13 protein-coding genes are annotated in these 23,691 nt (G+C 69.6%); 6 read left to right on the top strand and 7 right to left on the bottom strand.

Going from position 1 to position 23,691, the window contains the following annotated elements; genetic code table 11:
- Window positions 1-2 precede the first annotated feature (2 nt).
- Window positions 3-791, bottom strand: a complete 789-nt coding sequence (locus tag LZ199_RS05015; protein ID WP_253992484.1) for a WbqC family protein — start codon at window positions 789-791, stop codon at window positions 3-5.
- 137 nt (window positions 792-928) lie between these two features.
- On the opposite strand from LZ199_RS05015, the gene LZ199_RS05010 reads away from it, so the two are divergent.
- Both LZ199_RS05010 and LZ199_RS05005 read left to right on the top strand, forming a co-directional pair.
- Window positions 929-2,992 carry an ATP-binding protein gene (locus LZ199_RS05010; protein ID WP_253992483.1) on the top strand — a complete coding sequence of 688 codons (2,064 nt, stop codon included), beginning with the start codon at window positions 929-931 and terminating at the stop codon, window positions 2,990-2,992.
- A 298-nt stretch (window positions 2,993-3,290) separates the two neighbouring features.
- Entirely contained in the window at window positions 3,291-3,941 is a 651-nt protein-coding gene (locus LZ199_RS05005) for an START domain-containing protein (protein WP_253992482.1), read from the top strand.
- 172 nt (window positions 3,942-4,113) lie between these two features.
- On the opposite strand, the gene LZ199_RS05000 is transcribed toward LZ199_RS05005, so the two are convergent.
- Window positions 4,114-4,905 carry a phytanoyl-CoA dioxygenase family protein gene (locus tag LZ199_RS05000; RefSeq protein ID WP_253992481.1) on the bottom strand — a complete coding sequence of 264 codons (792 nt, stop codon included), beginning with the start codon at window positions 4,903-4,905 and terminating at the stop codon, window positions 4,114-4,116.
- Window positions 4,906-5,012: 107 nt separating this feature from the next.
- On the opposite strand from LZ199_RS05000, the gene LZ199_RS04995 reads away from it, so the two are divergent.
- From LZ199_RS04995 to LZ199_RS04985, 3 genes are all read left to right on the top strand, one after another.
- Window positions 5,013-5,987 (top strand): alpha/beta fold hydrolase, encoded by a 975-nt coding sequence (locus tag LZ199_RS04995; protein WP_253992480.1) that lies wholly within the window; start codon window positions 5,013-5,015, stop codon window positions 5,985-5,987.
- 73 nt (window positions 5,988-6,060) lie between these two features.
- Window positions 6,061-6,747 carry a response regulator transcription factor gene (locus LZ199_RS04990; protein WP_253992479.1) on the top strand — a complete coding sequence of 229 codons (687 nt, stop codon included), beginning with the start codon at window positions 6,061-6,063 and terminating at the stop codon, window positions 6,745-6,747.
- Window positions 6,747-8,141: a sensor histidine kinase gene (locus tag LZ199_RS04985; protein WP_256568795.1), complete on the top strand. Its 1,395-nt coding sequence runs from the start codon at window positions 6,747-6,749 to the stop codon at window positions 8,139-8,141. The genes LZ199_RS04990 and LZ199_RS04985 overlap by 1 nt, the downstream gene beginning before the upstream one ends.
- A 4-nt stretch (window positions 8,142-8,145) precedes the next feature.
- On the opposite strand, the gene LZ199_RS04980 is transcribed toward LZ199_RS04985, so the two are convergent.
- The 5 genes from LZ199_RS04980 to LZ199_RS04960 form a co-directional block, all read right to left on the bottom strand.
- Window positions 8,146-8,811 carry a hypothetical protein gene (locus tag LZ199_RS04980; protein WP_253992477.1) on the bottom strand — a complete coding sequence of 222 codons (666 nt, stop codon included), beginning with the start codon at window positions 8,809-8,811 and terminating at the stop codon, window positions 8,146-8,148.
- Window positions 8,812-8,835: 24 nt separating this feature from the next.
- Window positions 8,836-10,482 carry a cytochrome c/ABC transporter substrate-binding protein gene (locus tag LZ199_RS04975; protein WP_253992476.1) on the bottom strand — a complete coding sequence of 549 codons (1,647 nt, stop codon included), beginning with the start codon at window positions 10,480-10,482 and terminating at the stop codon, window positions 8,836-8,838.
- Window positions 10,483-10,486: 4 nt separating this feature from the next.
- The gene (locus LZ199_RS04970) at window positions 10,487-11,620 is read right to left on the bottom strand and encodes an SCO family protein (protein WP_253992475.1); all 1,134 of its coding nucleotides are present in this window, start codon (window positions 11,618-11,620) and stop codon (window positions 10,487-10,489) included.
- Window positions 11,617-13,605 (bottom strand): YncE family protein, encoded by a 1,989-nt coding sequence (locus LZ199_RS04965; RefSeq protein ID WP_253992474.1) that lies wholly within the window; start codon window positions 13,603-13,605, stop codon window positions 11,617-11,619. The genes LZ199_RS04970 and LZ199_RS04965 overlap by 4 nt, the downstream gene beginning before the upstream one ends.
- A gap of 79 nt (window positions 13,606-13,684) precedes the next feature.
- Complete coding sequence (locus tag LZ199_RS04960; RefSeq protein ID WP_253992473.1) at window positions 13,685-18,958, bottom strand: multicopper oxidase domain-containing protein; 5,274 nt, start codon at window positions 18,956-18,958, stop codon at window positions 13,685-13,687.
- A gap of 475 nt (window positions 18,959-19,433) precedes the next feature.
- On the opposite strand from LZ199_RS04960, the gene LZ199_RS04955 reads away from it, so the two are divergent.
- Window positions 19,434-23,666 (top strand): lamin tail domain-containing protein, encoded by a 4,233-nt coding sequence (locus LZ199_RS04955; protein ID WP_253992472.1) that lies wholly within the window; start codon window positions 19,434-19,436, stop codon window positions 23,664-23,666.
- Window positions 23,667-23,691 lie beyond the last annotated feature (25 nt).

The following is a 23,691-nucleotide window of genomic DNA, read 5'->3' as shown; positions in this document are numbered from 1 at the left end:
CGTCAGTCTCCGGTCCGCGCCGGTGCGAAGGGGCCCCACGGCGAGGGCTCCAACCACCGGCGCACCTCCTCCACCGGCACGTTGGACAACACGTCCACAATCGACAGGCCCTGCACGAATCTCCCCTCGCGTCCCTGCGCGTAGTCCGGGTGCCGGAAGCGCTGCCACAGCACGCGCACGTCCGCGTCCCGGAACAGGCTCACCTGGAGGTACAGCGAGGAGCCCAGCCCGGAGTAGTACGTGTGGCCCTGGAGCTGCCGGCAGTACTCCACCAGGCGCGCGGACTTCTCGTCGCCCTGGCGCTCCAGCGTGGACGCCAGGAGGATGTCTGGCTTCAACCCCAGCGGCGCGTGGAACAGCGCGGTGCTCCCCAGAAGCACCCGCAGGAGCGAGCCCGGGCCGGCCTCACGTGCCACCCTGTCGTAGAAGGGCTCCAGCAACGGCAGCACCTGGGTGGCGAAATGGGGCCGCCGCCCATACAGCGTCACCAATCTGCTCAGGTGCTTGCGTGCCCAGGGCTGCCGGGTGTCCACCGCCAGCTCGCCGATGAGCGTGTCGCGGTGTGGGTCCTCCAGCGGAATGGACAGCCATTGGAAGCCAGGCTCGGTGGGCGGGGGTGTGGGCACATTCTCCGGCAAGGCCACACGCGTCCTGCGTTGCCAGCCCCGCCGCAGCCATTGCACGTTGTCCAGCACGAGCAGCGTGCCCGCACGCGCCACCTGCTCGTAGAAGTCCACCCAGGGCAGGTAGTGGGGCTGCTCGGCGACGATGACTCCTGGACTGCCCGGCACTCACGGCCTCTCTTCTTTTGAGATGTCCTGGGTTGCCTCGGCCCCTCACTCGGGACCGGCGCAAAGGATTCAGGCTGCTGCTAGACTGTAACATTCCAAAGACGGCCAGGGACCTTCGCCGAGGCGGGAAGGAACGGATGAAGTACCTGTGCATCAGCGCTGACCTTCAACACCCGGTGGCGGAGGAGCTTCGTCGCCAGGGGCAGGAGGTGCTCGTCCGGGCCGAAGCCTCCGAGGCCGGCGTGGAGCTGGTGCATGGCCGGGTGGACGTGCTCATCGTCGAGGCGGAGGGGCTCGCGGAGGATGCGCGCTGGCTGGACGCGCTGCGAGCGCGCGCGAGGCCCGAGGAGCCGCTGGTGTTGGGGTTGTCCCGCTCCGCGACGGACGAGGGCCTGGCGCCCCTGCTGGCGGCGGGCGTGGACGAGTTCCTCGTCGCGCCCTTCTCCCCGGTGGAGCTTCGCGCGCGCAGGCACCTGTTGGAGCGGCGCTCGGCGAAGCGAAGGCAGCACCAGACGTCGGAGGCCGCCGCGCGCGGGGAGATGGAGCGGCTGGCCTCCATCATCCAGACGCAGGGGGACGTCACGCTGGCGGGGTTGGACCTGGCCGGGGTGATGAGCCTGCTGTGCGAGCGCGCCCGCGTCCTCTGTGGCGCGGACGGCGCGGCGGTGGCGCTGGTGGAGGACGGGTACGTGCAGTACCAGGCGGCCACCGGATGTCTGTTGCCACACAGGGGCTTTCGTCTCCCGGTGGAGGGGAGCCTCACCGGCACCAGCCTGCTGCGCGGCGAGGTGATGCGCACCGACGACACCGAGGACGACGTGCGCGTCAACGTGCGCGCCACGCGGCAGGTGGGGGTGCGCTCCATGGTGTGCGTGCCGCTGTGGCGCGAGGCCCGGCCGGTGGGCGCGCTCAACCTCTGCTCGCGTCAGCCGAACGCCTTCGATGACCGGGACGTGCGCACGCTGGAGCTGATGGCGGGCCTGCTGGGCGCGGCCATGGGCAACGCGGCCGAGGCCGAGGCGCGGCAGGCCTTGATGGAGGAGCGCGCCGCGGCGCTCGCCGCGCTGCAGGAGTCGCAGGCGCTGTTCGCCGCCTTCATGAACCACAGCCCCGTGGTGGCGTACATGAAGGACGAGCAGGGCCGCCGCATCTGGGTGAACGAGCCGTACCGCCGCTTCTTCGGCCTGTCGGAGAGCGTGAGCCTGGACCGGCTGGACGACATGAACCTGATGCCTCCGGAGTCGGCGGACCGCGTGCGGCGGGAGGACCGGGCGGTGCTCGAGTCGGGGTTGGCTCGCGCGTCGGAGGGCATGATTCCGGCACCGGACGGGGCCGAGCGGCACTGGCTCACGTATCGCTTCATCGTGAAGGAGCACTCGGGGCGGCGGCTGTTGGGCGGGGTGTCGCTGGACGTGACGGACCGCAAGGCGATGCAGGCGCAGCTCGTGGTATCGGACCGGCTGGCGGCGGTGGGCACGCTGGCGGCGGGCGTGGCGCATGAAATCAACAACCCGCTCGCCTTCGTGCTCTCCAACCTGTCCTTCCTGTCCGTGGAGCTGCAGTCCGTGGCGCGCGAGCTGCCGCCGGGGCGCACGTCGGAGATGGAGGAGGTGCTGCGAGAGGCGGTGGATGGCGCGCACCGGGTGCGTCAAATCGTCCGGGACTTGCGGACCTTCTCGCGCGGGGACGACGAGGTCGCCACCGCCGTCAACCTCCAGGCGGTGCTGGAGTCCGCCATCACCATGGCGCGCGGTGAGCTGAAGATGCGCGCGCAGATCATCCGCGACTACCGTGACGTGCCTCCGGTGGAGGGCAACGAAGGCCGCTTCGGACAGGTGTTCCTCAACCTGCTCATCAACGCCGCGCACGCCATCCCCGAGGGGCGGCCGGAGCAGAACGAGGTGCGCGTCACCCTGCGTCCGCAGGGAGAGCGGGTCATCATCGAGGTGCAGGACACCGGCGTGGGCATGGCGCCGGACGTGCGCGCGCGCATCTTCGACCCGTTCTTCACCACCAAGCCCGTGGGGGTGGGCACGGGCCTGGGGCTGTCCATCTGCCACGGCATCGTCACCGGCTTCGGCGGGGACATCTCCGTGGAGAGCGAGGTCGGCCGGGGCAGCACCTTCCGCGTGTGCCTGCCCGTGAGCCAGCGCGCCCGGGAGCTGGTGCCGCCGATGACCCGACTGCACCTGGTGGGATGAGCGGCGAAGCAGCGACTTCGGAACCTCGGCCGGTGTGGTTCGGGCGCGTCAAGGCGTCTGGGGTTTGGATTCAGCCGCGTGGCGACGCGGAGCTCGTGCGCCATGACAGGCGTTGTAGAGGCGGGGTCATCTATCAGCGCATCGCGGCTGCTTGCATGGTGGCCCCGTGCCGTCATGGCTGGCGGCCTGGTGGCTGCCCTGGTCCCTGGCTCGGTGTGTCCTCGCGAATTCGCCGGGGCGCTCGTGTGTCGGAAGCGGAGCGAAGACGCACCGGGCTCGGGTCGCCCAGGAAGAACGCATGAAGATGCTGTGGAGTGGGGCGGCACTTGCCGCCTGTGCGCTGGGGCTCGCCACGGGGACCTCCCAGGCGGCGGAGGTTTGGAGCACGGTGGCTGAGAAGCCATACGTGGTGAAGGTCCGGCCTCGGCCAGGGACGCAGGCCAAGGACGTCTGGGCGGAGGGCGAGCTGGCCGCCAGCGCCGCGGACGTCCAAGCCGTGCTGCGAGACGTGGACGCCTATCGGCACTGGATGCCGTACGTGAAGGAGTCCCGCCTGTTGAAGGAGTTGCCGGACGAGGGGCAGCTCACCTACACGAGATTGGACCTGCCGGTGGTGTCCGCGCGGGACTACGTCAGCAACGTGGTGCTGGAGTCCAAGCTGGCGGAGGACGGCTCGGGCGTGTTCGCGCAGCGGTGGCAGGCGGAGCCGGACGCGATTCCCCAGCGTCGCGGCACGGTGCGCCTCCGCCTCAATGAAGGAAGCTGGCACGTGGAGCCTCGTGGCGAGGAGAAGTCCCATGCCGTGTATCGCTTCACCGTGGACCCAGCCGGCTCCATCCCAGGCTTCCTGGCTCGCATGGGCCAGAAGGACGCAGTGACGGACACGTTCCGCGCGGTGGAGAAGCGGGCGCGACAGCATGCCGAGTCGCGGGAGCGGGAAGCTCAATGACGACCATGGACCGCACCACAGCCGCTGTCAGGGCGCCAGGTCCGTTCCGGGGCGTGCGAGGTCGGTGACCGCCTTGATTCCTTCGAGTTGTCCCGGAGGCCCCGTGAGCGAGGCCAGACCGCGACAACCGGGCCGCCGCTTCAAACCGCTCCCGCACCCATGAGCTGAGCCGTCACAGAGACGGGGGGCGGAACAGCGGCGGGAAGACGCGCGGCGCCTTCTTCTTGCGGACGCAGCGGGTGTCCGCGCTCATGTAGCAGGCGGAGAAGGCGCGGCGGCGCACACCGGGACGGCCGCGTCCGGAGCGGTGCCACAGGTGGTTGTGCACGAGGATGACCTCGCCGGCGAGCGCTGGGAGGGGCAGGGCGCGGCGCTCCGCATCCTGGGCGGCCACCGCGTCCGGAGGAATGACGCCGCCCAGCTCCGTCACCAGTCCGGCCTTGTGGGTGCCGGGCACCACCTCCAGACAGCCGCCGTCCTCGGGGGCATCGTCAAGGGCCGTCCACAACTGGAGCTCCGGCTCGCGGGTGAGGCCCCACAGCCGGCCGCCATCCTGGTGCCAGGGCAGGTTGCTTCCGCCGGCCTGGCCCTTGTGGAAGAGGATGGCGCGGTAGAGGACGATGTCGCCAGGGATGCGTGCGCGGACGACGCGCTCGAACAGCGGATTCTCCATCCACGCGAGGAAGCGCGGGTCCTTCTCCAGCTTCTCCAGCTTGCGGTAGTCCAGCGACGGGCCCTGCCACCCCAGGCCCAGCGGGGCGTCCTCGTAGCGTCCGGTGGTCGCATCCGGCTGGAAGAACATGCCGGGGTACACCACCCGGCCGAGCATGAGGTCGTCCGCCCGCTCGCGCAGGCTCTCCAGCCCGGACTCATCCAGGACCCGCCCCAGCCGGGCATAGCCGTGCTCGGCGTAGTGCGCGAGCGCCCTGTCGATGTCGACGTCCTTCGCATCCTCACGAAGCATGGCGTCCTCATACCTTGGACGGGCGTGTCACGGGACGGTGTTCCGCACCGCGGATGCCGGGAAGGACCGCTTGCGCCCCCGCCGTCCCCGCATCATGGTGAAGGGGCATGCCCTATCGTCGCGCCACGCGTTATGTCGTCGCACCGGATGGGACCCGGGTGGCCTGGCACACCCACGTCGGTGACCTGCTCGAGCAGGCCGCGGACGACGCGCTGAAGACTCGCGCCACGGTGTTGCTGAGCAATGGCATTGGCACCTCGGAGAACTTCTGGCGCCACATCGTCACCAGCCTGGAGCAGGACCACCGGGTGGTGCACTGGAACTACCGGGGGCACGGCGGCAGCGAGGAGTCGCGCGGCGGCGACTACGACGTCTCCGTGCACGTGGGGGATTTGGAGCGCGTCACCGAGGAGGTGATGGCGCGCGGCGATGGTCGGCCCCCACACCAGGTGGCCTTCTCCATGGGCGTGCGCGTCCTCTTGGAGCTGTACCGGCGACGGCCGGACCTGGTGCCCGCGATGACGCTCATCGCCGGCACGCCGGGGGCTCCGGGCTCCGGCGACATGGGCCTGGCCGCGCGCGCCGCGCTGTCCACCGCGCGCGAGGTCTTCCGGATGGCGACCCCCGCGGTGCCGCTCGTCACCCCGGTGGTGCGCGCGGTGCTGGGCAGTCGCCTCGCCTATCCCATGGCCCGCGCGGTGGGAGCGCTGCGAGCGCGCGCGCCTCGGGACGACATCGACGAGTTCCTGCGAGCGCTGCGGACCATGAGCCCCAAGGCCTACTGGTTCACGCTGCGCGGGCTGGCGGAAGGGCACGCGTGGGATGTGCTGCCTTCCGTCAAGGTGCCCACGCTCATCATCGCCGCGCGCGACGACACCCTGGTGCCCCTGCGGGAGATGATCCGCATGCGCGACAGCCTGCCGCATGCCCACTGGATGCAGGTGGATGACGCGGGCCACGCCGGGTTGCTGGAGGCGGGGACGGAGATCTCCGACGCCGTGCGGACCTTCCTCATCGACCACGGGATGCGGTCTGACTCATCCCCGGTGTCCAGCGCGTCAGGGCCCTCCGCTCCGACCTGAGCCGCTTGTGTCGGGAATGCCGCTGGAAACGCCCCTGCGGAGCGTGGAAAGCTGCGCGCGCAGGGGGCTTCACATGCGGTTGTTGCTCGTCGAAGACGAAGTGAAGATGGTGGCCCTGCTCCAGCGGGGATTGGCGGAGGAGGGGCACTCCGTCGAGGTCTGCACCCGAGGTGGTGAGGCGTTGGAAGTAGGGGCCCGGGAGGGCTTCGACGTCATCATCCTGGACTGGGCGCTGCCGGAAGTGGACGGCGTCACGCTGCTCAAGCACTGGCGGAGCGCGGGAGTGCGCACGCCGGTGTTGATGCTCACCGCGCGTGGCACCACCCCGGAGAAGGTGACGGGCCTGCGCTCGGGCGCGGACGACTACCTGGTGAAGCCCTTCGACTTCGAGGAGCTGCTGGCGCGACTGGAGGCGTTGGCGCGGCGGGGCGAGCCGGACACTGGCGCCGTGCGCTTGGGCTGCGTGGTGATGGACCCGCGCCGCCGGGTGCTCTGCAAGGGAGGCCGCGAGGAGCCGCTGACGCCGCGTGAGTTCGCGCTCTTCTCCGCGCTGGCGAAGCACCCGGGCGAGGCGCAGGTGAGAGCCCGGCTGATGGCCCAGGCCTGGGGCCCGGACTTCGAGGGACATGGCAACGTGCTGGATGTGTATGTGGGCTACTTGCGCGCGAAGCTGGAGCGCCTGCAGGTCTCCGACGTCGCCATCCGCTCCGTGCGTGGCGTGGGCTACAAGCTGACGGTGGCCACGGACGAATCGTCGTGATGATTGCACGGCGCCTCTGGGTCCTGGGCGCGCTCCTCCCCGTGCTGGCGATGCTCACCGCGCTGGGGCTCGCGGGACAGCTCTTCCGCTATGACCTGGAGCGCTCGTTGGACCGCGCGTTGTTGGCCCAGGCCGCCGTCGAGAGTGTGAGCCTGTTCGACGGGCCCGGGCAGAAGGTCCACCTGCACATGGCGGTGTCGCCGCTCCTGGAGCAGGTGCGGCCCTTCGCGCCCCATGGCTATCTGTATGGGCCGGATGGGTCGCTGGTGGTGAGCTATCCGCAAGGGCCCGCGGGGGTGGATGCGGGGGAGGAGCGCCTCGTGCCGGGAGAGCCTGGAGGCGAGCCTCGGCTCCTGACGCAGGTGGATTCGAATGGCGAGCGGTGGCGCGAGGTGCGTGTGAATGTCCGCTCTCCTCATGGGGAGCGCTATGCGTTGCGCCTGTCCGCGTCGCTGGGGCAGGTGGATGGCTCCGTGGGGACGTACTACCGGATGGCGCTCTCGCTGGCGGCGGTGCTGGGGCTGGCGTTGCTGGCGGTGCAGACCGCGCTGGCGCGAAAGCTGGCGCGAAGGCTCGCGGCCATCACCCGCCACCTGGGCCAGCTGCGAGAGGGAGATTTCTCCCGCGCGCCCGTGGAGGACCGGGAGCGCGACGAGATTGGCCAGCTTCGAGCGGTGCTGGCGGAGGCGACGGAGCGGCTGCGTGGCGCGCGGGAGACGCAGGAGCGACTCATCGCTGGCGCGGCGCATGAGCTGCGCACGCCGTTGACCCTGATGCGCACCAGCATGGACCTGGCGCTGCGCCGGGAGCGAACGCCGGAGGAACTGCGCGCCAGCATGCTCGACTCGCGGCGGGAGGTGGACCGGCTGGCGGTGCTCGCGGGAAACCTCCTGGACCTCGCGGTGGCGGGCCGAGGAGGGTGGGACCGGAAGCGCGGAGATTTGTCTCAGCTCATCTCACAAGCGGTGGAGGGGGCGCGCGCGGAGGCGGAGCGCAGGGGCCAGATGATTCGAATGGATGCGCCGGGTCCCGCTGAGGCGAGCTTCGACGCCGGCGGTTTGCGGCAGGCCGTCGACAACCTGCTGTCCAACGCCCTGAAGTTCTCTCCGGAGGGGGGAGAGATTCACGTGCGGCTGCTGCGAGAGGGCGGGCGCTATCAGGTGCGCGTGGCGGACATGGGGCCGGGCATTCCTCCGGCCGAGCGCGAAGTCGTGTTCGAGCCCTTCCACCGCGTGCTCGGTGACGTGCACACGTCAGGCACGGGCCTGGGACTGGCCATTGTCCGGGAGGTGGCGGAGCAGCATGGTGGCCGTGCCTATGTCGCGTCGGAGCCGAGGGCCGCCGGAGCGGAGGTGGTCATCGAGATTCCGGTGGCGCTGCGAGCCGCGTCGTGAGGCGTCAGGCGGGCAGTTGACGTTCGCGAAGCGCGGCGAGCAGCCTGGGCTTGCCCTCGTTCAGCACCGCGTCTCCGTGCGAGGGAATCACGTGCTGGAAGTCGAGCGCGGCGAGCTTCGCGATGGAGTCCTCGAACGCGGGCCAATCCTTGACGTAGCGGAGGAACAGTTTGCTCACGGCGAAGCGGCGGTAGGTGCCGAACGTCCTGAAGAACAGCCAGGCGGCGAGGCCCTTGGGCTCCGGGATGTTGAAGACCATGTCGGTCAGGTAGAGCGCTTTCGAGGCGGTGTGCAGGAACGCGCTCTCACGCAGCTTCGGCAGCCCCTGGAGGGGATGCAGTGAGAGCTCACGCTCGAAGGGCCAGGGGTCTCCATCGAGCTGGCCGTGCCACGTCAGCTCGGGAAGCTTCTTCCTCACACCCACGGGTCCCCAGAGTCGCGCCGTCGGATGGGCCTTCGCGGCGGCCTTCATGCCCGCGGTGTGCATCAGGCTCGGGGCGACGATGTCGGTGACGGGGCCGGCTTCCTGGAGCTGCTCGGCGGTGAGCACCGAGGCGGGTGATAGCAGCACGCGCGCCTTCTCCAGTTCGAAGACCACGGTCCGAACGGGCAACTGCATCAGCGGCGAGCGCAGGGTGGTCTCGATGAAGCGGGTCTGGGGCAGGGCCATGCGTCCGACGCTCGCACACAACCGCTAGGGTGTCAGGGGTATCCAGTCAGACACTGGGACGAGCTGATTCGTGGTGGGGTCCAACGCCGCGAGCTGTCCACCTTGCACGCCCACGCGGCGATTGACGCCGAAGGTGACGGGGGGAGAGACGCCCGTGTCGAAGTCGCGCAGGGTCTCCAGTTGTTGCGTCAGGCTGGCTCGGGTGACCTCCGCGCCAGCGCGGGTGAGGGCTTCCACGAGGACTCGCGCGGCGGCGTAGGCGCCGAACTGAAACGAGGTGTGTCCTGGCGCCAGGCCATGTCGCTTCATGAACGCGGCGAAGTCCTTGAACTCAGGGGCTCGTTCTCCGAGGCCGGCGGGGTAGAGGAAGTGGATGCGCCCCGTGGAGGCGCCGACCACTTCGGGGATGGCGAGGCTCGCCGGTGCGAGGACTCGCACCGTGGGGGCGTGGGCCTCCAGGGCACGCAGCAAGGTGTCGAGGCCCTCGGGTGTTCCCGCGTACAGCACGGCGGGTGGTGGCGCGGAGGCCCAGTGCTCCACGGGGAGCGGGCCGTCCGGGAGGAGCAGCTCCATGGGGGCGCGAAGCTCCCGGCGCGTCGTCTCCGCGCGCACGGCTTGTGCCCAGGCCTGGCCTTCATCGCCGCCCGTGTGGACGATGACCAGTGGCTTGCGTCGCAGCTCTGACTCGCGAGTGGCGGCGAGGGACTGCACCGCGAGTCGAGCGAGCGCGGGCTCATCCGGGTAGAGGAAGAACACGGGGCTGTCCTCGTCGGAGGTGCCTCCGTTCAAGGCGAGGGGGAGCACGAGGGGCGCGCCTTCCTCGGTGAGTCTCGCGTCGGAGGGTAACGGTCCCCGACGCATGCTGGCCACCAGCGCGAGCACTCCTCGGTCCAGCAATCGCGTGGTGGCATCCGAGCCTGGAGGCGTGGCTTTCTGCGGAGCATGGAGCGCGGCATCGTCTTCGACGAGCAACTCCAGCTTCCTGCGGAAGATGCCGCCACTGGCATTCACGTCCGCGAACACCGCGCGCACCACGGCCGCGGCTTCCTGTCCCAGCGGGCCCCGTCTTCCCGTGAGGGGCAACGCCGCGCCCACTGAGAGGGTCGTGGGGGAGACGCCCGGGTCCGGATGTTCGCCAAGCTGCCCCAGGTATGCGAGCAGCTCCTCCCGCTCCGCATCGTCCAGCGCGTACCGGGGCATCGTCACGCCCAGCTCTCGACCGCTGGCGGAGATGCCCTGGGTGATGGCGCGCAACAACGTGGTCCGCGAGTATGCGGGACGCGCGCGGTCCTCCAGCGCCCCCACCGCCCGAGCGCGCGAGTGTCCCAGCGCCCCCGGCGTGATGTCAGGCACCTCCACGCCACCCTCGCGACTCCCACGACCCGAAGGACCATGACAGCGAGCACAGGCGGCCACCTCGCCGCTCAGCTCCACTCGCTCGGGTGCGAGGAAGCCCATGAGGGGATTGCCCCGAACACTCTGGCCCCGTTGGAAGAGGCTTCGCCCACGCTTCGCCATCAGCGGATCCACCGGAGCAGGCGTCGACTCCGCCTGCTTGCAGCCGAGCCACAGCGACGCCAGGACCATCAAGACCCACGGAGCGCCACGGGACTCGACGCTCGCACCTCGCGAGACGTCGACGGCGCGGGCTTCGTCATGCTGCCTCGGCATGTCGCTACCTCGGGTCGTTCAGGTGCTCGACGGCGTAGACGATGTTCTCCACCTGCGCCATCGCTGGAGACTTCACCCACATCCCCGTGGCCGAATCGCCGATGAGCAGCGTGGTGTTGTGCGCATCCGGGTCATCGACGTAGCCCCCCAGCTTCTTGAGCACGAGGGTGATGTTCTCGCGCGCGCCCGTGAGGAAGTACCAGCCGGGCCGCACGCCCATCTTCTTGGTGAAGGTGCCCAGGCTCTTGGGCGTGTCGTTGGCCGGGTCCACCGAGAGGGTGATCATCGTGATGTCCTTGCCCACGCGACCGCCGAGCTTCTCCTGCACCTGCGCCAGATGTTTCGTGATGGGCGAACACGCGCCCTTGCACGCGGTGAACGCGAAATTGATGAGCACCTTCCGTCCGCGCACCAGGTCCTCGTAGAACCGATGCGTCTTGCCGTGCTGGTCCACCAGCTCCGTGTTGGTGAAGTACTTCTCGGCGGAGGCATCCTGCGCGCTCGCGTCCGTCTGCGCCGTCGCCCCCAGCTCCGAAGGTCCCGCCGAAGCCGCCTGGGCCTCGCGAATCGCCGCGAGGAGGACGCTGGGACTCCCCAGCCCGTCCACGCGCGTCCACGTGCCCGCCACCGCGTTGCCCACGAGCACGGTGGGGCGATGCGCCTCCTTGTCCGGCACGTAACCTCCGAGCGCCACCAGCGCCTGCTTCACCTTCGCCGGCTCCCCCGTGAGGAAGGACCAGCCCGGGCCGGGCTTGAAGGGCTCGGCGAACTTCGCCATGCGCTCGGGCGTGTCGTTGGCCACGTCCAGGGTGATTGAGATGAAGCGCACGTTGCTCCTGGGCCCCAGCTCCTTCTGCACGCGCGCCACGGTCGCCGTCATCGGCGAACAGATGGTCTTGCAGCGCGTGAAGATGAAGTTGATGGCCACCGTCTGGCCCCGGACCAGGTCCGTCCACAGCTTCACCGCGCGGCCCGTCTGGTCCACCAGCTCCACATCAGGGACCTCCACGTCCAATGACGTCGCTGCCTTGGGCTTGGGCGCGGGCACGGCGACCTCCTGCGCCGACACCGGCAGCCCTCCCATGAGCCCCAGCACGAGGACGACGAGGTTCGAGCGCGACGACAGACAGGGCTTCATCGGTGGACCTCGGAGGCGGAAGCGGTCGCCGGGGCCGGAGCCTCATCGACGCCGAAGGTGAAGTGCGGCAGGCGGCCCAGGTCGATGCCGCGACTCTCGACGCCCACCACGAACTTGTACTGGCCCGCTGACGGCGGGGTGAAGTCCACCTCGAACTCGCCCTCGGCGATGCGCCGAGGCTCGGTGCGCAACTGCCAGGTGCCAGGCGTCTTGAACAGGAGGACGCGAATCTCCTCGGGACTCACGGGAGGACTCCCGTGGCCCTGCGTGGGCTCCAGCTTGAAGCGCAGTGGCGTCGTGGTGCCGGCGGTGAGGATGCGCGTGGCGTCGAACCCGGCCGTCAGCTTCAACGGGAGCTTCTTCGCGAACGCCGCGTCCTCCGGAACGCCGCCCACCTTCCACTCCATGCAAACGATGGCGCGCGGGTTGTCGAGCAGGAACGCCACGTCGTACGTGCCGTTCTCCCGAACCGTGGTGGTGGCGGAGTAGGTGCCCGCCTCCACTTCGCGCAGCGAGCGGTCCAGCACCAGCACCGCCCGAGGCTCACGGCCGTAGTTCAAGTGCGTGCCGCGCGGAGCCATCATGCCCTCCTGGTAGAGGAAGAGCGCGCGGTCCGCGGTGCCAGCGACGATGACGCCGTTGCCCTCGGGCAGCGCGGCGATGGGGTCCGAGCGGCCCAACCCCCGCGACTCCTCCGGCGCGCGCTGGCCCATGGTGACGTTCACCACCGATGGCGTGCCTGCGCCCTCCAGCGTCCTCAACTCCACCAGCGACACGCGTCCCGTAGAGGTGTTGCGCACATAGGCAAAGGCGTCGGTGAAGACGACCGAGTCCGGCGCAGAGAACCCAGTCAACGTGTGGGCCACCTGGCTCCGGGCCGCGTCGATGATGTCCACCGTGCCCGCCTCGGAATGCAGCAGGAAGGCCCAGCGCCCGGTCCGGTCGAACCGCAGCGCGCCCAGCCCCGGCTTGACGGCAATGCGACGGGACACCTCGCGGCTCGCCGGGTCCACCACCAGCACCTCATTCGAGCGGGGCTGGGCCACGAAGACGGCGCGAGCCACCGGACTCCAGGCGACATCGCCCGCGCCCGGACCCACCTGCACCGTGCCCAGCACCTTGCGAGAGGCCACGTCCACGGCGGTGAGCACGTCGGCCTCCGTGCTGGTGAGCCAGGCGGTGCGCCCCTCGTCGGAGAAGGTCACCTCGTGGCGGCCCGCGCCCACTTCGAGCGTCCCTTCTTCGGCATGGGCGGCGGTGTCGATGACGCTCACCGTGCCATCGCCATCGTTGCTCACCCACGCGGTGCGCCCATCCGGCGCCACGACGACGCGGCCGGGGCTCTTGCCCACGCGCACCGTGCGTGTCGTGAGGAAGCGCTGAAGGTCCACCACGGACACGGAGTTGCCGGAGGGCACCGTCACGTAGAGCGCGGAGCGGTCCGTCAGCAGAGCCCAGTCCGCCACCTCGCCACCCACGGAGACCAGGCTGTGCAGCTTGGTGCGGTCGAAGGAGATCTGCGGGTTGATGACCGACAGCGTCTGGTCATGGTTCAGCGTGATGAACCAGTAGGCATTCAGGTCCACCTCCGCGCGCGCGGATAGCAGGCCACCCAGGTACGTCTTCACGCGCTCCTTGCAGGCCGCGTCATCCATGGGCGCCGCGTCGGGCTCGCGCAGGGACATCCATCCCAGTACGCGCCGGTCCTGGAGGGGCGCACCGGACTTCGCGTCCGACAGGACGAAGCGCGCGGTGCCCTGGAGCGGCGCGCCCTTGGTCGCCTCTCGGGGACGCGCGCTCAGCGCCAGGTCGAAGCGCACGGAGACACCCTCGCGCTCGGCCAAGACGGGGGGCGGGGCGGGGAGCAGTGGTGGCGCGGGCTCGGGGAGGACCGGCTCTTCGCGCGAAAGGAGCTTCCAGCCAACGCTGGCGAGGGCTCCCAGGGACAACACGCCCAGGGTGAGGACGGCAAGGCTCTTGCGCATGGTGGGCACATCCAAGGACTGGAGAAGAGGGGACGACGCGGCCATGTCCCGGCCGCGTCGCCCTGGCGCTACGTCACCGCTACTGCACCCGGTACACGCCCCACAGACCGCCGCCGCTCCACAGGAAGCTGGCGTGGTCGCGGTACATGTAGTCGCCCTTGACGCTGGAGGCGCCACCGGCTCCGTACTCGGGAATCATCGTGTACGACTGCATCACCGACGCGCCGCCCTGCGTGGAGATGATGGGCGAGGTGGCGTTGGGCCCCATGACGCGCGACTGGCTGCCCGCGAGCCACGGGTTGCGGCGCCACTCCGCGCCATGCATGGAGATGGCGTGCTGACGCGAGTGGCCGGAGGGATGGCCGAACCGCCAGCGCAGCGGGTCGCCCACCTTCGCCTGGAACACCGGCGTGGCCGGGTCCCCGTGCGGATTGGAGTTGAGGATGTCTCGCAGGTCGAAGTCGTTGATGGCCTCCGGACTCGTCTGCGGAGGCACTCCCAGCCGGGCCCACAAGGGCTCGGTGCGGTAGTTGAAGCCCTTCTGGCCCGTGTCCTGCGAGTCGTCGATGCCCGACGTGTTGCGCAGCGCCGTGCCACTCTCCAGTCCATCCGTGTCCCAGAAGGTGGAGTCGTCGCTGTGCAGGCCCAGGTCGTCCTGGAACAGCGCGACGAACTCGCGGAACGTCTCCGGACTGCCGTCGGCCCGCGTGTACGAGACGTAGGCCTGGGCCTCGGTGCCGGGGTCCGCCGTCCACGAGGCGTCGGTGGGCTCGATGATGAGCGCGCCGATGGCGCCGTGCATGCCGTGGTTCACCACGTCCGCCATGTTGCGCAGGTTGACGATGCCGAACTCCATGGGCGTCCTGCGGCCCCAGGGGAACGATGTGCCGAACGGCGAGCTCTTGAACTCACCGGCGAACCACCGATACGTGCGCGTGCCGCCGGGCGGAACCGTCTGCACCGCGTTGAGGCCCACGTTGGCGCCGTCGTCCACGTTGACGTCGTAGTTGACGAGCTGCGGATGCAGCGACACGTGGTTCGACATCCGCACCTGGTTGACGTTGAAGCGCGAGGTGATGGCCGAGTGGTGCGCCCAGATGTGCGACTTCGGCAGCGTGCTGGAGGGCAGCCGGTTGGTCAGGATGACCTGGATGCACTCACCCGCGCGGGCCCTGAGGATGAGCGGCTCCGGCTTGCGCGTGCCGGCCTTCAGCGCTGGCAGGTGCGCGTCCTGCGCGAAGATGATGGCGTCCGGGTCGTAGATTTTGTACCGGTCGTTGTAGACGAGCCGCTTGCCCGCGATGTGGTTCTTCGCGTCGATGGCGGAGACCCGGTACAGCCGCACCTTCGCGCTCTTCGGACACGAGTCCGTCTTGATGGGTTTGATGCCGAACCACTGGGCCGCCTCGTATTGGAGGACCAGGTCCTTGTCGACGCGGATCATCCCCTCGCGGTCGGCCATGACGTGCTCGACGGTGCGCTGCTTCACCGGCTTGCCCGTCTCGTCCACCTCGTAGGAGTCCTGGATGGAGTCGCCCTCCTTCTCCGGGTCCATCTCCTCCAATCCCGCCTCCTCGGGCAGGTCCAACAGGTTGAACGGAGGGTAGGGCTGCGCCTCTCCGTTCGCCGCACCCACGGCAACCGTCTGGAGCTTCGGGTTCTCGTCCGCGGCCAGCAGGGCCACGTCCGCCAGGGTGCGGGTGTTGCGCAGCCGGTTCTTGGTCGTCCGGAGGATGCCCCACATGCCGTTCCACAGGTCACCCGTGGAAGCGCTCATGTACATGTAGTCCGCCGTCTCGTACGGGCCGATGATCTGCGGCAGGCCGCCGGTCAGGTTGAACTCGAACTTCTCCGAGATGCCGATGGCCTGCGCGTTGTAGTAGCCGCTGTCCGGCTCATACAGCTCCTTGAGCCACTTGTTGCCGTGCAGGGTGAAGGAGTGCTGCTCCTCCTGCGAGCCCTGGATGAGCCGGATGCGGACGTTGTCGCCCGGGTTGCCGTACATCACCGGCGTGTACGGGTCGCCGTGGATGTCCGAGCGGAAGACGTTGGCCATGTCTCCGCGCGCCCCGCTGCGCTGCACGCGGTCGCTACAGCTGATGCGACTGGAGATGCGGTGGGGGATGGGCTCGTTGTGGTAGTTGATGGTCATCCCGCCCGGGTCCGCGGCGCTGATGGCCTCCGGCATGGGCGTGGTCTCGAAGCCGACCGCCCACGGCAGCTTGTCCTCCTTGTAGTTGGGCGGGTTCACCGGCTTGCCGCACTCGTCGTAGAGGGGCACGTAGTCCGCGAAGGCGATGGCGAACTCGCGGAAGCTGTTGGCCGGGTTCGCGGTGATGATGTCCGCGTTCCAGCTCGTCGGGCCACCGTCCGCCACGCGCGAGCCGTAGTAGATGCCCGTGCGAGGGTCCCTCCACTTGGAGCCCTTCGGCTCGACAATCAGCGCGCCGTAGAAGCCGTGCTGCTGATGTGACGACGGGCCGAAGTGGTCGTGCGTGAACACGGTCTCCAGCGGGTGCTCCTTGTTCGAATCCGTGAGCAGCGGATCCGCCCACCAGCGCTGCACGCTGGTCTGCGCGGTGCCCGGCGCACGAGGGATGCGCGGGTGGGAGGCGGGCGCGGTGAGGTACGTGCGCGCGCCCGTCTCGCCCACGTTGCCGTCCGCCACGAAGGCGCCGCCCGCCGCGTTGGCCAGGTGGATGCGGTGCGCGACAGTCTCCGCGGACAGCGTGCCGTCCTCGTAGTTCCAGCCGTTGCCTGCGCCGTCCGCCGCCGTCACGTCGAACTTCACCAGGTGGATGTGCTGACCGATGACGTCCGTCGGCGTGTAGATCTGGAAGTCATCCGGTGCCAGGTGCGCGGGGATGAGGTTGGTGGCGTAGAAGTTGATGCACTCGCCCGACTCGGCGCGGAAGAAGAAGGGCTCCGGAGCCCGCTTGCCGTCCTGGGTGGCCGCGACGTCCTCGTTGAGCACCATCAGTCGCGCCTGCGGGTCGTGCCAGCCGGCGCGGTTCACCCGCTGCATGGCGATCTGGAGATAGGTCGCGCGGTAGTTGCGCTTCGTCGTGCGCGCCGGACATGGGTCCGCGAAGGGCGCACCGGCCACGGGCGGGCGGCCGTTGACGAGGAACTTCCCGGTGCCGCCCAGCGCCGTGTAGGCGGGGTAGTACTTCACCGTCTCCGCGAAGACGGGGTCGTTGTGGAGCGGAATGATGGACGGCGCGGTGACGCCGGCGGAGCTGGGGAAGCCGCCCGAGTGGAAGGACATGGCGGCCTGCTCCGTCGGAGTGCCGGCCTGGGGCAGCAGCTTGATGTTGAGCGCCGTCGGGTCCACGTCGAAGCGCCCCGAGTTGCCATAGGCCACCGGGCCCACCGCGTTGGTGACGATGTGGCGCGGCAGGCCGCCGTCGAACTCCAAATCCAGCGGGGCCTGGGGCGTGCGCCGTCCGGGCATGCCCGGGATGTAGAAGGGGTAGCCGGGGAACGCGGGCCGTGGCTTCAGGCCCGAGGGCGTGCTCACGGTGGTGGCGACATACGTGGGCATGGGCGGCAGGGCCCGGCTGGGGATGGGGATGACGGCCGGGTTGGGGGTGCCGTTCTTGATTTCAGCGTCGGGCAGCACGCGGTCCTTGGTGCCGGCCTCGAACACGTCATGCACGCGCCACAGCGCCCACATGCCCTGGGCGAAGTGGGGATACAGGTGGCAGTGGTGGATGGAGTCGCCCACGGTGAGGTTGCGGTTGCCGGAGCCTCCGAAGTTGATGTCGTAGGTGAAGGCCGAGCCGGGGCCGATGGTCTGCGAGTCCAGGTAGTTGGAGTCCTGGGCGGCGGGGGAGTACTTCCACTGGTGCGCGTGGAGGTGGAAGACGTGCGTCTCAGCGGGGCCCGCGTGGATGTTGCGGATTCGCACCGGGTCGCCCAGGTAGCTGTGGTGCACGTTCGACGGGTCGTCCGGATAGAGCGCCGCCACGGCCTTGCCGGAGGAGTCCTTCTCCACGTTCATCGCCGGGTCGCCATTGGCCCAGGACTCGAGGAAGAACTCCTCGTACTCGCAGGTGACGCAGTCCTTGGTGGGGCCAATCTTCGCGCGGTTGGCCATCAGCTCCGCGCCCAGGCCCGCCACGCCGTAGTTCACCCCGAAGCCGTCGCGGACGCTGTGGAACGTCGGGTTCCACTCCAGCTCGTCGAAGGCCTGAACCGCCTTGATTTCATCGTGGTAGATGGCGGTGAGCTCGCGGAAGTGGCCCTGGTCGATGGACGTCTTGGTCCCCACCGACGTGCTCGTGTACCCGGTGATGATGGCCTCCAGGTCGCCGTGGCGGATCTTCCGGCTGGAATCCAGGATGGCCAGGTGGGGACGGCCGGTGCCATCCACCGCGTTGTACTGGATGAGCGGCGTGCCATCCGGGTTGGTGCCGGTGGTGACAGCCTTGAGCACGCCCTCGCTCACCTTGGAGCGGTACCAGGTGCTGCCCGCGGGCTCGACGTTGACGGCGCCGAAGAGGCCTTGCGCGGTGGAGCCGCCGTCACCCTCGCCGCCGAACGAGGCCCCCATGCTGTGGAAGAAGAAGACGCCCTCGTGGTCGGCGTACCACTGGTAGTCGAACGTGCCGCCGGAGGGCACGAGGCTGCTGGGGTTGTAGCCGACGTTGGCGCCGTCGGAGAGGATGTTGCGGTACTGGAGGCCCTGGATGTGGATGGATGCGTGACGGGTGGCGGGGGAGTTGTCGCGGTGGTCGTTCTCCGCCTCCAGCTCCTCCCCGAGCCAGAACCACCGGCCGCCCACCGCCTCGCGCTTGATGAGGGACTGGACCGGGTCATACGTGGGCGTCCACCCCCAGAGGGGCAAGAGCTTGCGCAGGATGCTGAGGGTGGTGGAGCCGCCCGCCTTGCTGGGACCGGGCTGGGACTGCTCCGGGCTGGGAATCGCCGAGCGGGTAGGGGCCAGCCAGTTGAAGAACTTCACGTGGAGGCAGTCCCCCACGTTGGCGCGCAGGGTGAGCGGGCGGGGGCGCTTGCTCGTCTTGAGTCGCGCGTTGCCGGGCCCCGCGGGCCTGCGCGAGTCGATGGCCTCCACGTCCTCCTTGAGGGCGTAGATCATCCCCGTGGGGTTGAAGGAGCCCAGCCGGTTGTAGGTGTAGACCTGATCCAACGCGACCACGTCCGCGAGGATGGTTCGCGAGCATGTGGGCTCGGCGACCGCCTGGGGAGAGGAGCCCACCGCCTTCTCCTGCGTGGGCGCCATGGGCTGATGGCCCGACGCCTCGGCCGAGGTCGCGGTCGAGGTGGAGCCCTCGGGTTGACAGGAGAGTCCGAAGAGCAGCGCGGCGCCCAGGACGGACCGCCCGAACATGGGCGCGACCCGGCCTCCGGAGAGGGATTTCCCTCCCGGTTGTTGTCGTTTCTGGATTGAAGACACATGTCCCCCAATGTCGCCTCCGTCGGAGGCGATTCCCTGATTAAGCCGTCAGCTTTGCTTTGCGTGTTTCTGAGAGCCTTCTAATGAAACACAGACATACGGTCAGTGGCTCCGGTGTCTCACTATGGGCGTCGCGGAGCGGAAGTAAACACTCCGCGTAAGCGTCCGGACTCGCGACACTTCCCGCACAGTCCGTGCGGTTCTCTGAGAGTTTTCAAAGGAACCTGGACGTGCGGGTCATCTCCGCGCGCATCGGAAACACCTGAAACTCCTGGATTTTTGCTGGGGTAGAAAGTACCCCGGGTCTTGCAAATTGCTACGCTGTTGTTGAAATTTTGCCGATTGAAAGATGGACGACGGTTGTAGGATTCAGGACCCCGCAGGTCTGCCACTCCGGAGCGTCCCCTTCATGTCCTGGTCCTTTCGCCAACTGCTGGCGCCGCTCGCGGCGCTGCTCCTGGTCGTCTCCGCTTGCGGTGATGACGACCCAGTCCCCAACAATCCCGTCTGTGGAAACGGCGCCGTCGAGAGCGGCGAGCGCTGTGACGACGGCAACAGGACCAACGGGGATGGATGTGAAAACACCTGTCAGCCGACGCCTGACGCGGGCGTACCGGATGCGGGCCCCGTAGAGCCGGACGCCGGCCCTGTCGAGACGGACGCGGGCACGGACGCCGGTCCTGTCGAGACCGACGCGGGCACGGACGCGGGTCCTGTCGAGACCGACGCGGGCACGGACGCGGGTCCTGTCGAGACCGACGCGGGCACGGACGCGGGTCCTGTCGAGACCGACGCGGGCACGGACGCGGGTCCTGTCGAGACGGACGCGGGCACCACCACGGACGCCGGCCCTGTCGAGACCGATGGCGGTCCCGTCGTGACGGACGCTGGCACGGACGCCGGCCCTGTCGAGACGGACGCGGGCACGGACGCCGGTCCTGTCGAGACGGACGCGGGCATGGACGCCGGTTCTGGCGAGCCGGACGCGGGCTCTGGAAGCGATGCCGGCACGGACGCTGGCACGGGAGACACGGTGGTGATGTGCCCCGCGGCGAACCTGCCGCCTCCTCCGACGGGCTCCTGCACGGTGGAGTCGGGCGGCGCGGCGCGCCTGTTCACCGGCATCATCCTGTCGCCGGACAAGGTCTACCAGGGCGGGCAGATGCTCGTGGACTCCGCGGGCATCATCCAGTGCGTGAGCTGTGATTGCTCCCAGACGCCGGGCGTGTCCACGGCCACGCGCGTGACGTGTCCCCAGGCGGTGGTGTCGCCGGGTCTCATCAACGCGCATGACCACATCACGTTCCAGGCGGCGCCCTACGTGCCGACCGGCGCGCAGGTGGAAGAGCGCTACGAGCACCGCCACGACTGGCGCGAGGGCAACAACGGCCACACGCGCATCTCCGCCGGCGGGACGACGAACGCGGATGGCATCCGCTGGGGCGAGCTGCGCCAGGTCATGGCGGGCACCACGTCCGTCGCCGGCTCGGGTGGCGCCAAGGGTCTGCTGCGCAACCTGGACGCGCCGAACGTCTCCGAGACGGGCAGCAACCAGGAAGGCCTGGGCGCGGGCTCGGGCGCGAACTACCAGACGTTCCCCCTGAGCGACAGTGACGGTCGCGAGGTGGCGAGCGGCTGCGGCTACGCGGGCATCGACACGCCGTCGGCCATCCCGGCCGCCTCGGCCTACCTGCCGCACATCGCGGAAGGCATCGAGGGCACCGCCCGCAACGAGTTCCTCTGCCTCTCCGGTCAGCAGGCCGGTGGCCAGGACATCCTCAGCCCGCGCACGGCCATCGTGCATGGCATTGGACTGCGCGCCGCCGACATCTCCATGATTTCCGGCAAGGGCAGCAGCCTGGTCTGGTCGCCGCGCTCCAACATCGGCCTGTATGGCGATACCGCCGCCGTGCCGCTCTACAAGTCCCTGGGCGTGAACATCGCGCTGGGCACCGACTGGCTGCGCTCCGGCTCCATGAACGTCCTGCGCGAGCTGCAGTGCGCGGACACGCTGGACAGCAACTACTTCAACAACACGCTGACCGACGCGGAGACGTGGGCGATGGTGACGGGCAACGCGGCCCACGCGTTCCAGGCCACGAGCACGGGCGCGCTGGCGCCGGGCAAGGTGGCGGACGTGGCCATCTTCCGGCTCAACGGCCACATGGCCTCGCCGTACCGCGCCGTCATCATGGCGGAGCCGGCGGACGTGGTGCTGACGATGCGCGGCGGCACGCCGCTCTACGGTGAGTCGGCCGTCGTCTCCGCCCTGGGCGGCGCGAGCTGCGACACGCTGGAGGTCTGCGGCGCGCAGCGCTCGGTGTGCCTCCAGTCGGAGATCAGCATGTCGCTGTCCACGCTGACCTCGCGCAACAATGGCGCGTACCCGCTGTTCTCCTGCACCGCGCCGGCGAACGAGCCGGTGTGCGAGCCCCGCCGCGCCTCCACGGACTCGCGCTTCCCGGCCTCCGTGACGGGCTCCACCGCCTACTCGGGTGACCCCACCGGCACCGACGTGGACGGCGACGGAATCGCCGACGCGCAGGACAACTGCCCGTCTGTCTTCAACCCGGTGCGCCCGATGGACCAGGGCATCCAGCGGGATGAGGACGGCGACGGCGTCGGTGATGCGTGCGACGTGTGCCCGCTCAACGCGAACACCACGCTGTGCGCCCGGCCCAACCCGAACGACTCGGATGCGGACGGCGTCATCAACGCCGTGGACAACTGCCCCAGCGTCCCCAACGCCGACCAGGCGGATGCGGACGGCGACGGCCGTGGCGATGTCTGTGACGTCTGCCCCGCGCCCAACCCGGGCGACACCGCGTGCCCGCTGTCCATCTACGCGGTGAAGACGCCGGCTCCGGGCGGAGGCTCCGCGTGGGTGGGCCAGCGCGTGGGCCTGTCCAACGTCACCGTCACCGGCGTGGGCAGCACGGGCTACTTCGTCCAGGTCAACCCGTTGGACCAGGGCTACCAGGGCGCGGACTACTCCGGCGTCTTTGTCTTCACCCGCACGGCGCCCCCGAGCAACGTGGTGGCGGGCGTGCGAGTGAATGTCGACGGCACGGTGGCCAACTACTTCGGCCAGCTGCAGATCGCCACGCCGACGGCGAGCATCGTCAGCCAGGGCAGCACGCTGCCGGCGCCTCAGGTCGTCACGCCCGCGGAGATCGCCACGGGCGGCCTGCGCGCCGGTCCGCTGGAAGGCGTGCTGGTGCGGGTGTCGCAGGTGGACGTGACGAGCATCGCGCCTCCCCCGGGCGGCGGCGAAACCGCGCCCACCGGTGAGTTCGAGGTGAACGGCTCGCTGCGCATCAACGACTACCTGTACTCGTTCCCGCTGCCGGCGCTGGGGGACCGGTTCTTCTCCATCACCGGCGTGCTGGAGCTGCGCAATGACCACTCGAAGATCGAGCCGCGCTCCGCCGCGGACCTGGTGCCCGCCGGGACGGGCGAGGCGACGCTGTCCTCGCTGGCCCCCACGGGCGTGTTCGTTCGCTCGGGCTTCAACGGGCCGACGTTCCCGGAGCCGCTGACGGTGACGCTCAGTGGCCCGGCGCTCCAGGACACGGTGGTGACGGTGACGTCGTCCAGCGCCGCCGTCTCCGTGGAGGGGGGGCAGGTGGTGATTCCCGCGGGCGAGCGCTCCGCGGTCGTCATCCTGAGCGCCGACGCGACGCAGGACCCGGGTGTGCAGAAGGCCACGCTGACGGCCAGCCTGGGCGGCGTGACGCGTGACGCCCTGGTGAAGGTGCTGGATGCGGACCAGCCGGCGGCGCTGGAGCAGCTCTCGCCCGAAATCGCCGTGGTGACGGGGGGCTCCTCGTTCGCCTTCACGGTGACGCTGGATGTGCCTCCGGCGGTGGACACGCTGGTGAATCTGGCGGTGCAGCCGGCCAGCCTGGGCTCCGTGCCGGCCCAGGTGATGGTGCGGGCCGACACGCTGTCCGCCAAGTTCGAGCTGCTCGCGGCCAACGTCAGCGGCGAGGGCCTCGTCGTGGCCACGCTGGGCGCGCAGACGGCGTCGGCGCAGCTTCGGGTGACGGAGCCGCCCACGGGCGCGGACCACATCGTCATCAGCGAGGCGGCTCCGGCGGGCGCGGGCAACGCGAACGACGAGTTCGTGGAGCTCTTCAACCCCACCAACGCCGCGGTGGACCTGTCCGGCTGGAAGGTCCAGTACAAGAGCGCGACGGGCAGCACGTACCTGTCCGCCTCGCTGCCGGCGGGCGCCACCATCCAGCCTCGCGGCTTCTACCTCGTGGTGCACCCGCAGTACTCGGGCGCCGTGAGCGGAGACGCGAGCTGGGGCACGGCCTTCTCCATGTCGGCCAGCGCCACGGGCGGCGGCAACCTGCGCATCGGCCCGCCGTCGCTGAGCGTCAACCCGGGTGACCCGGCCACGGTGGATGCGCTCGCCTACGGCACCGGCAATGCCCCCGAGGGCACGGCCTTCCCGACCGTCCCGGCGGCGGCGGGGAGCTTCGAGCGCAAGGCGTCCATCTCCTCCACGGCGGCGACCATGGAGGGCGGCTCGGATGCGACGGCTGGCAACGGGTATGACTCGCAGGACAACGCGTCCGACTTCATCCTCAGGACGACGCGGCAGCCCCAGAACTCCTCCAGCGCCACGGAGTAGTTGACGGGCAACCCCCGGCCCCTAC

The organism is Myxococcus qinghaiensis, assembly GCF_024198215.1.
GTDB lineage: Bacteria > Myxococcota > Myxococcia > Myxococcales > Myxococcaceae > Myxococcus > Myxococcus qinghaiensis.
The sequence above is the reverse complement of the archived record's forward strand: the minus strand, read 5'-3'. Positions and strand labels throughout refer to the sequence as shown.

Excerpts from the sequence above, each read along its gene's own strand:
- LZ199_RS05000 (WP_253992481.1), bottom strand. The coding sequence starts at position 4,905 with ATGCTTCGTGAGGATGCGAAGGACGTCGACATCGACAGGGCGCTCGCG.
- LZ199_RS04985 (WP_256568795.1), top strand. The coding sequence starts at position 6,747 with ATGATTGCACGGCGCCTCTGGGTCCTGGGCGCGCTCCTCCCCGTGCTG.
- LZ199_RS04955 (WP_253992472.1), top strand. The coding sequence starts at position 19,434 with ATGTCCTGGTCCTTTCGCCAACTGCTGGCGCCGCTCGCGGCGCTGCTC.
- LZ199_RS04990 (WP_253992479.1), top strand. The coding sequence starts at position 6,061 with ATGCGGTTGTTGCTCGTCGAAGACGAAGTGAAGATGGTGGCCCTGCTC.
- LZ199_RS05010 (WP_253992483.1), top strand. The coding sequence starts at position 929 with ATGAAGTACCTGTGCATCAGCGCTGACCTTCAACACCCGGTGGCGGAG.
- LZ199_RS04995 (WP_253992480.1), top strand. The coding sequence starts at position 5,013 with ATGCCCTATCGTCGCGCCACGCGTTATGTCGTCGCACCGGATGGGACC.
- LZ199_RS04960 (WP_253992473.1), bottom strand. The coding sequence starts at position 18,958 with ATGTTCGGGCGGTCCGTCCTGGGCGCCGCGCTGCTCTTCGGACTCTCC.
- LZ199_RS04970 (WP_253992475.1), bottom strand. The coding sequence starts at position 11,620 with ATGAAGCCCTGTCTGTCGTCGCGCTCGAACCTCGTCGTCCTCGTGCTG.
- LZ199_RS04980 (WP_253992477.1), bottom strand. The coding sequence starts at position 8,811 with ATGGCCCTGCCCCAGACCCGCTTCATCGAGACCACCCTGCGCTCGCCG.
- LZ199_RS05005 (WP_253992482.1), top strand. The coding sequence starts at position 3,291 with ATGAAGATGCTGTGGAGTGGGGCGGCACTTGCCGCCTGTGCGCTGGGG.
- LZ199_RS04975 (WP_253992476.1), bottom strand. The coding sequence starts at position 10,482 with ATGCCGAGGCAGCATGACGAAGCCCGCGCCGTCGACGTCTCGCGAGGT.
- LZ199_RS04965 (WP_253992474.1), bottom strand. The coding sequence starts at position 13,605 with ATGCGCAAGAGCCTTGCCGTCCTCACCCTGGGCGTGTTGTCCCTGGGA.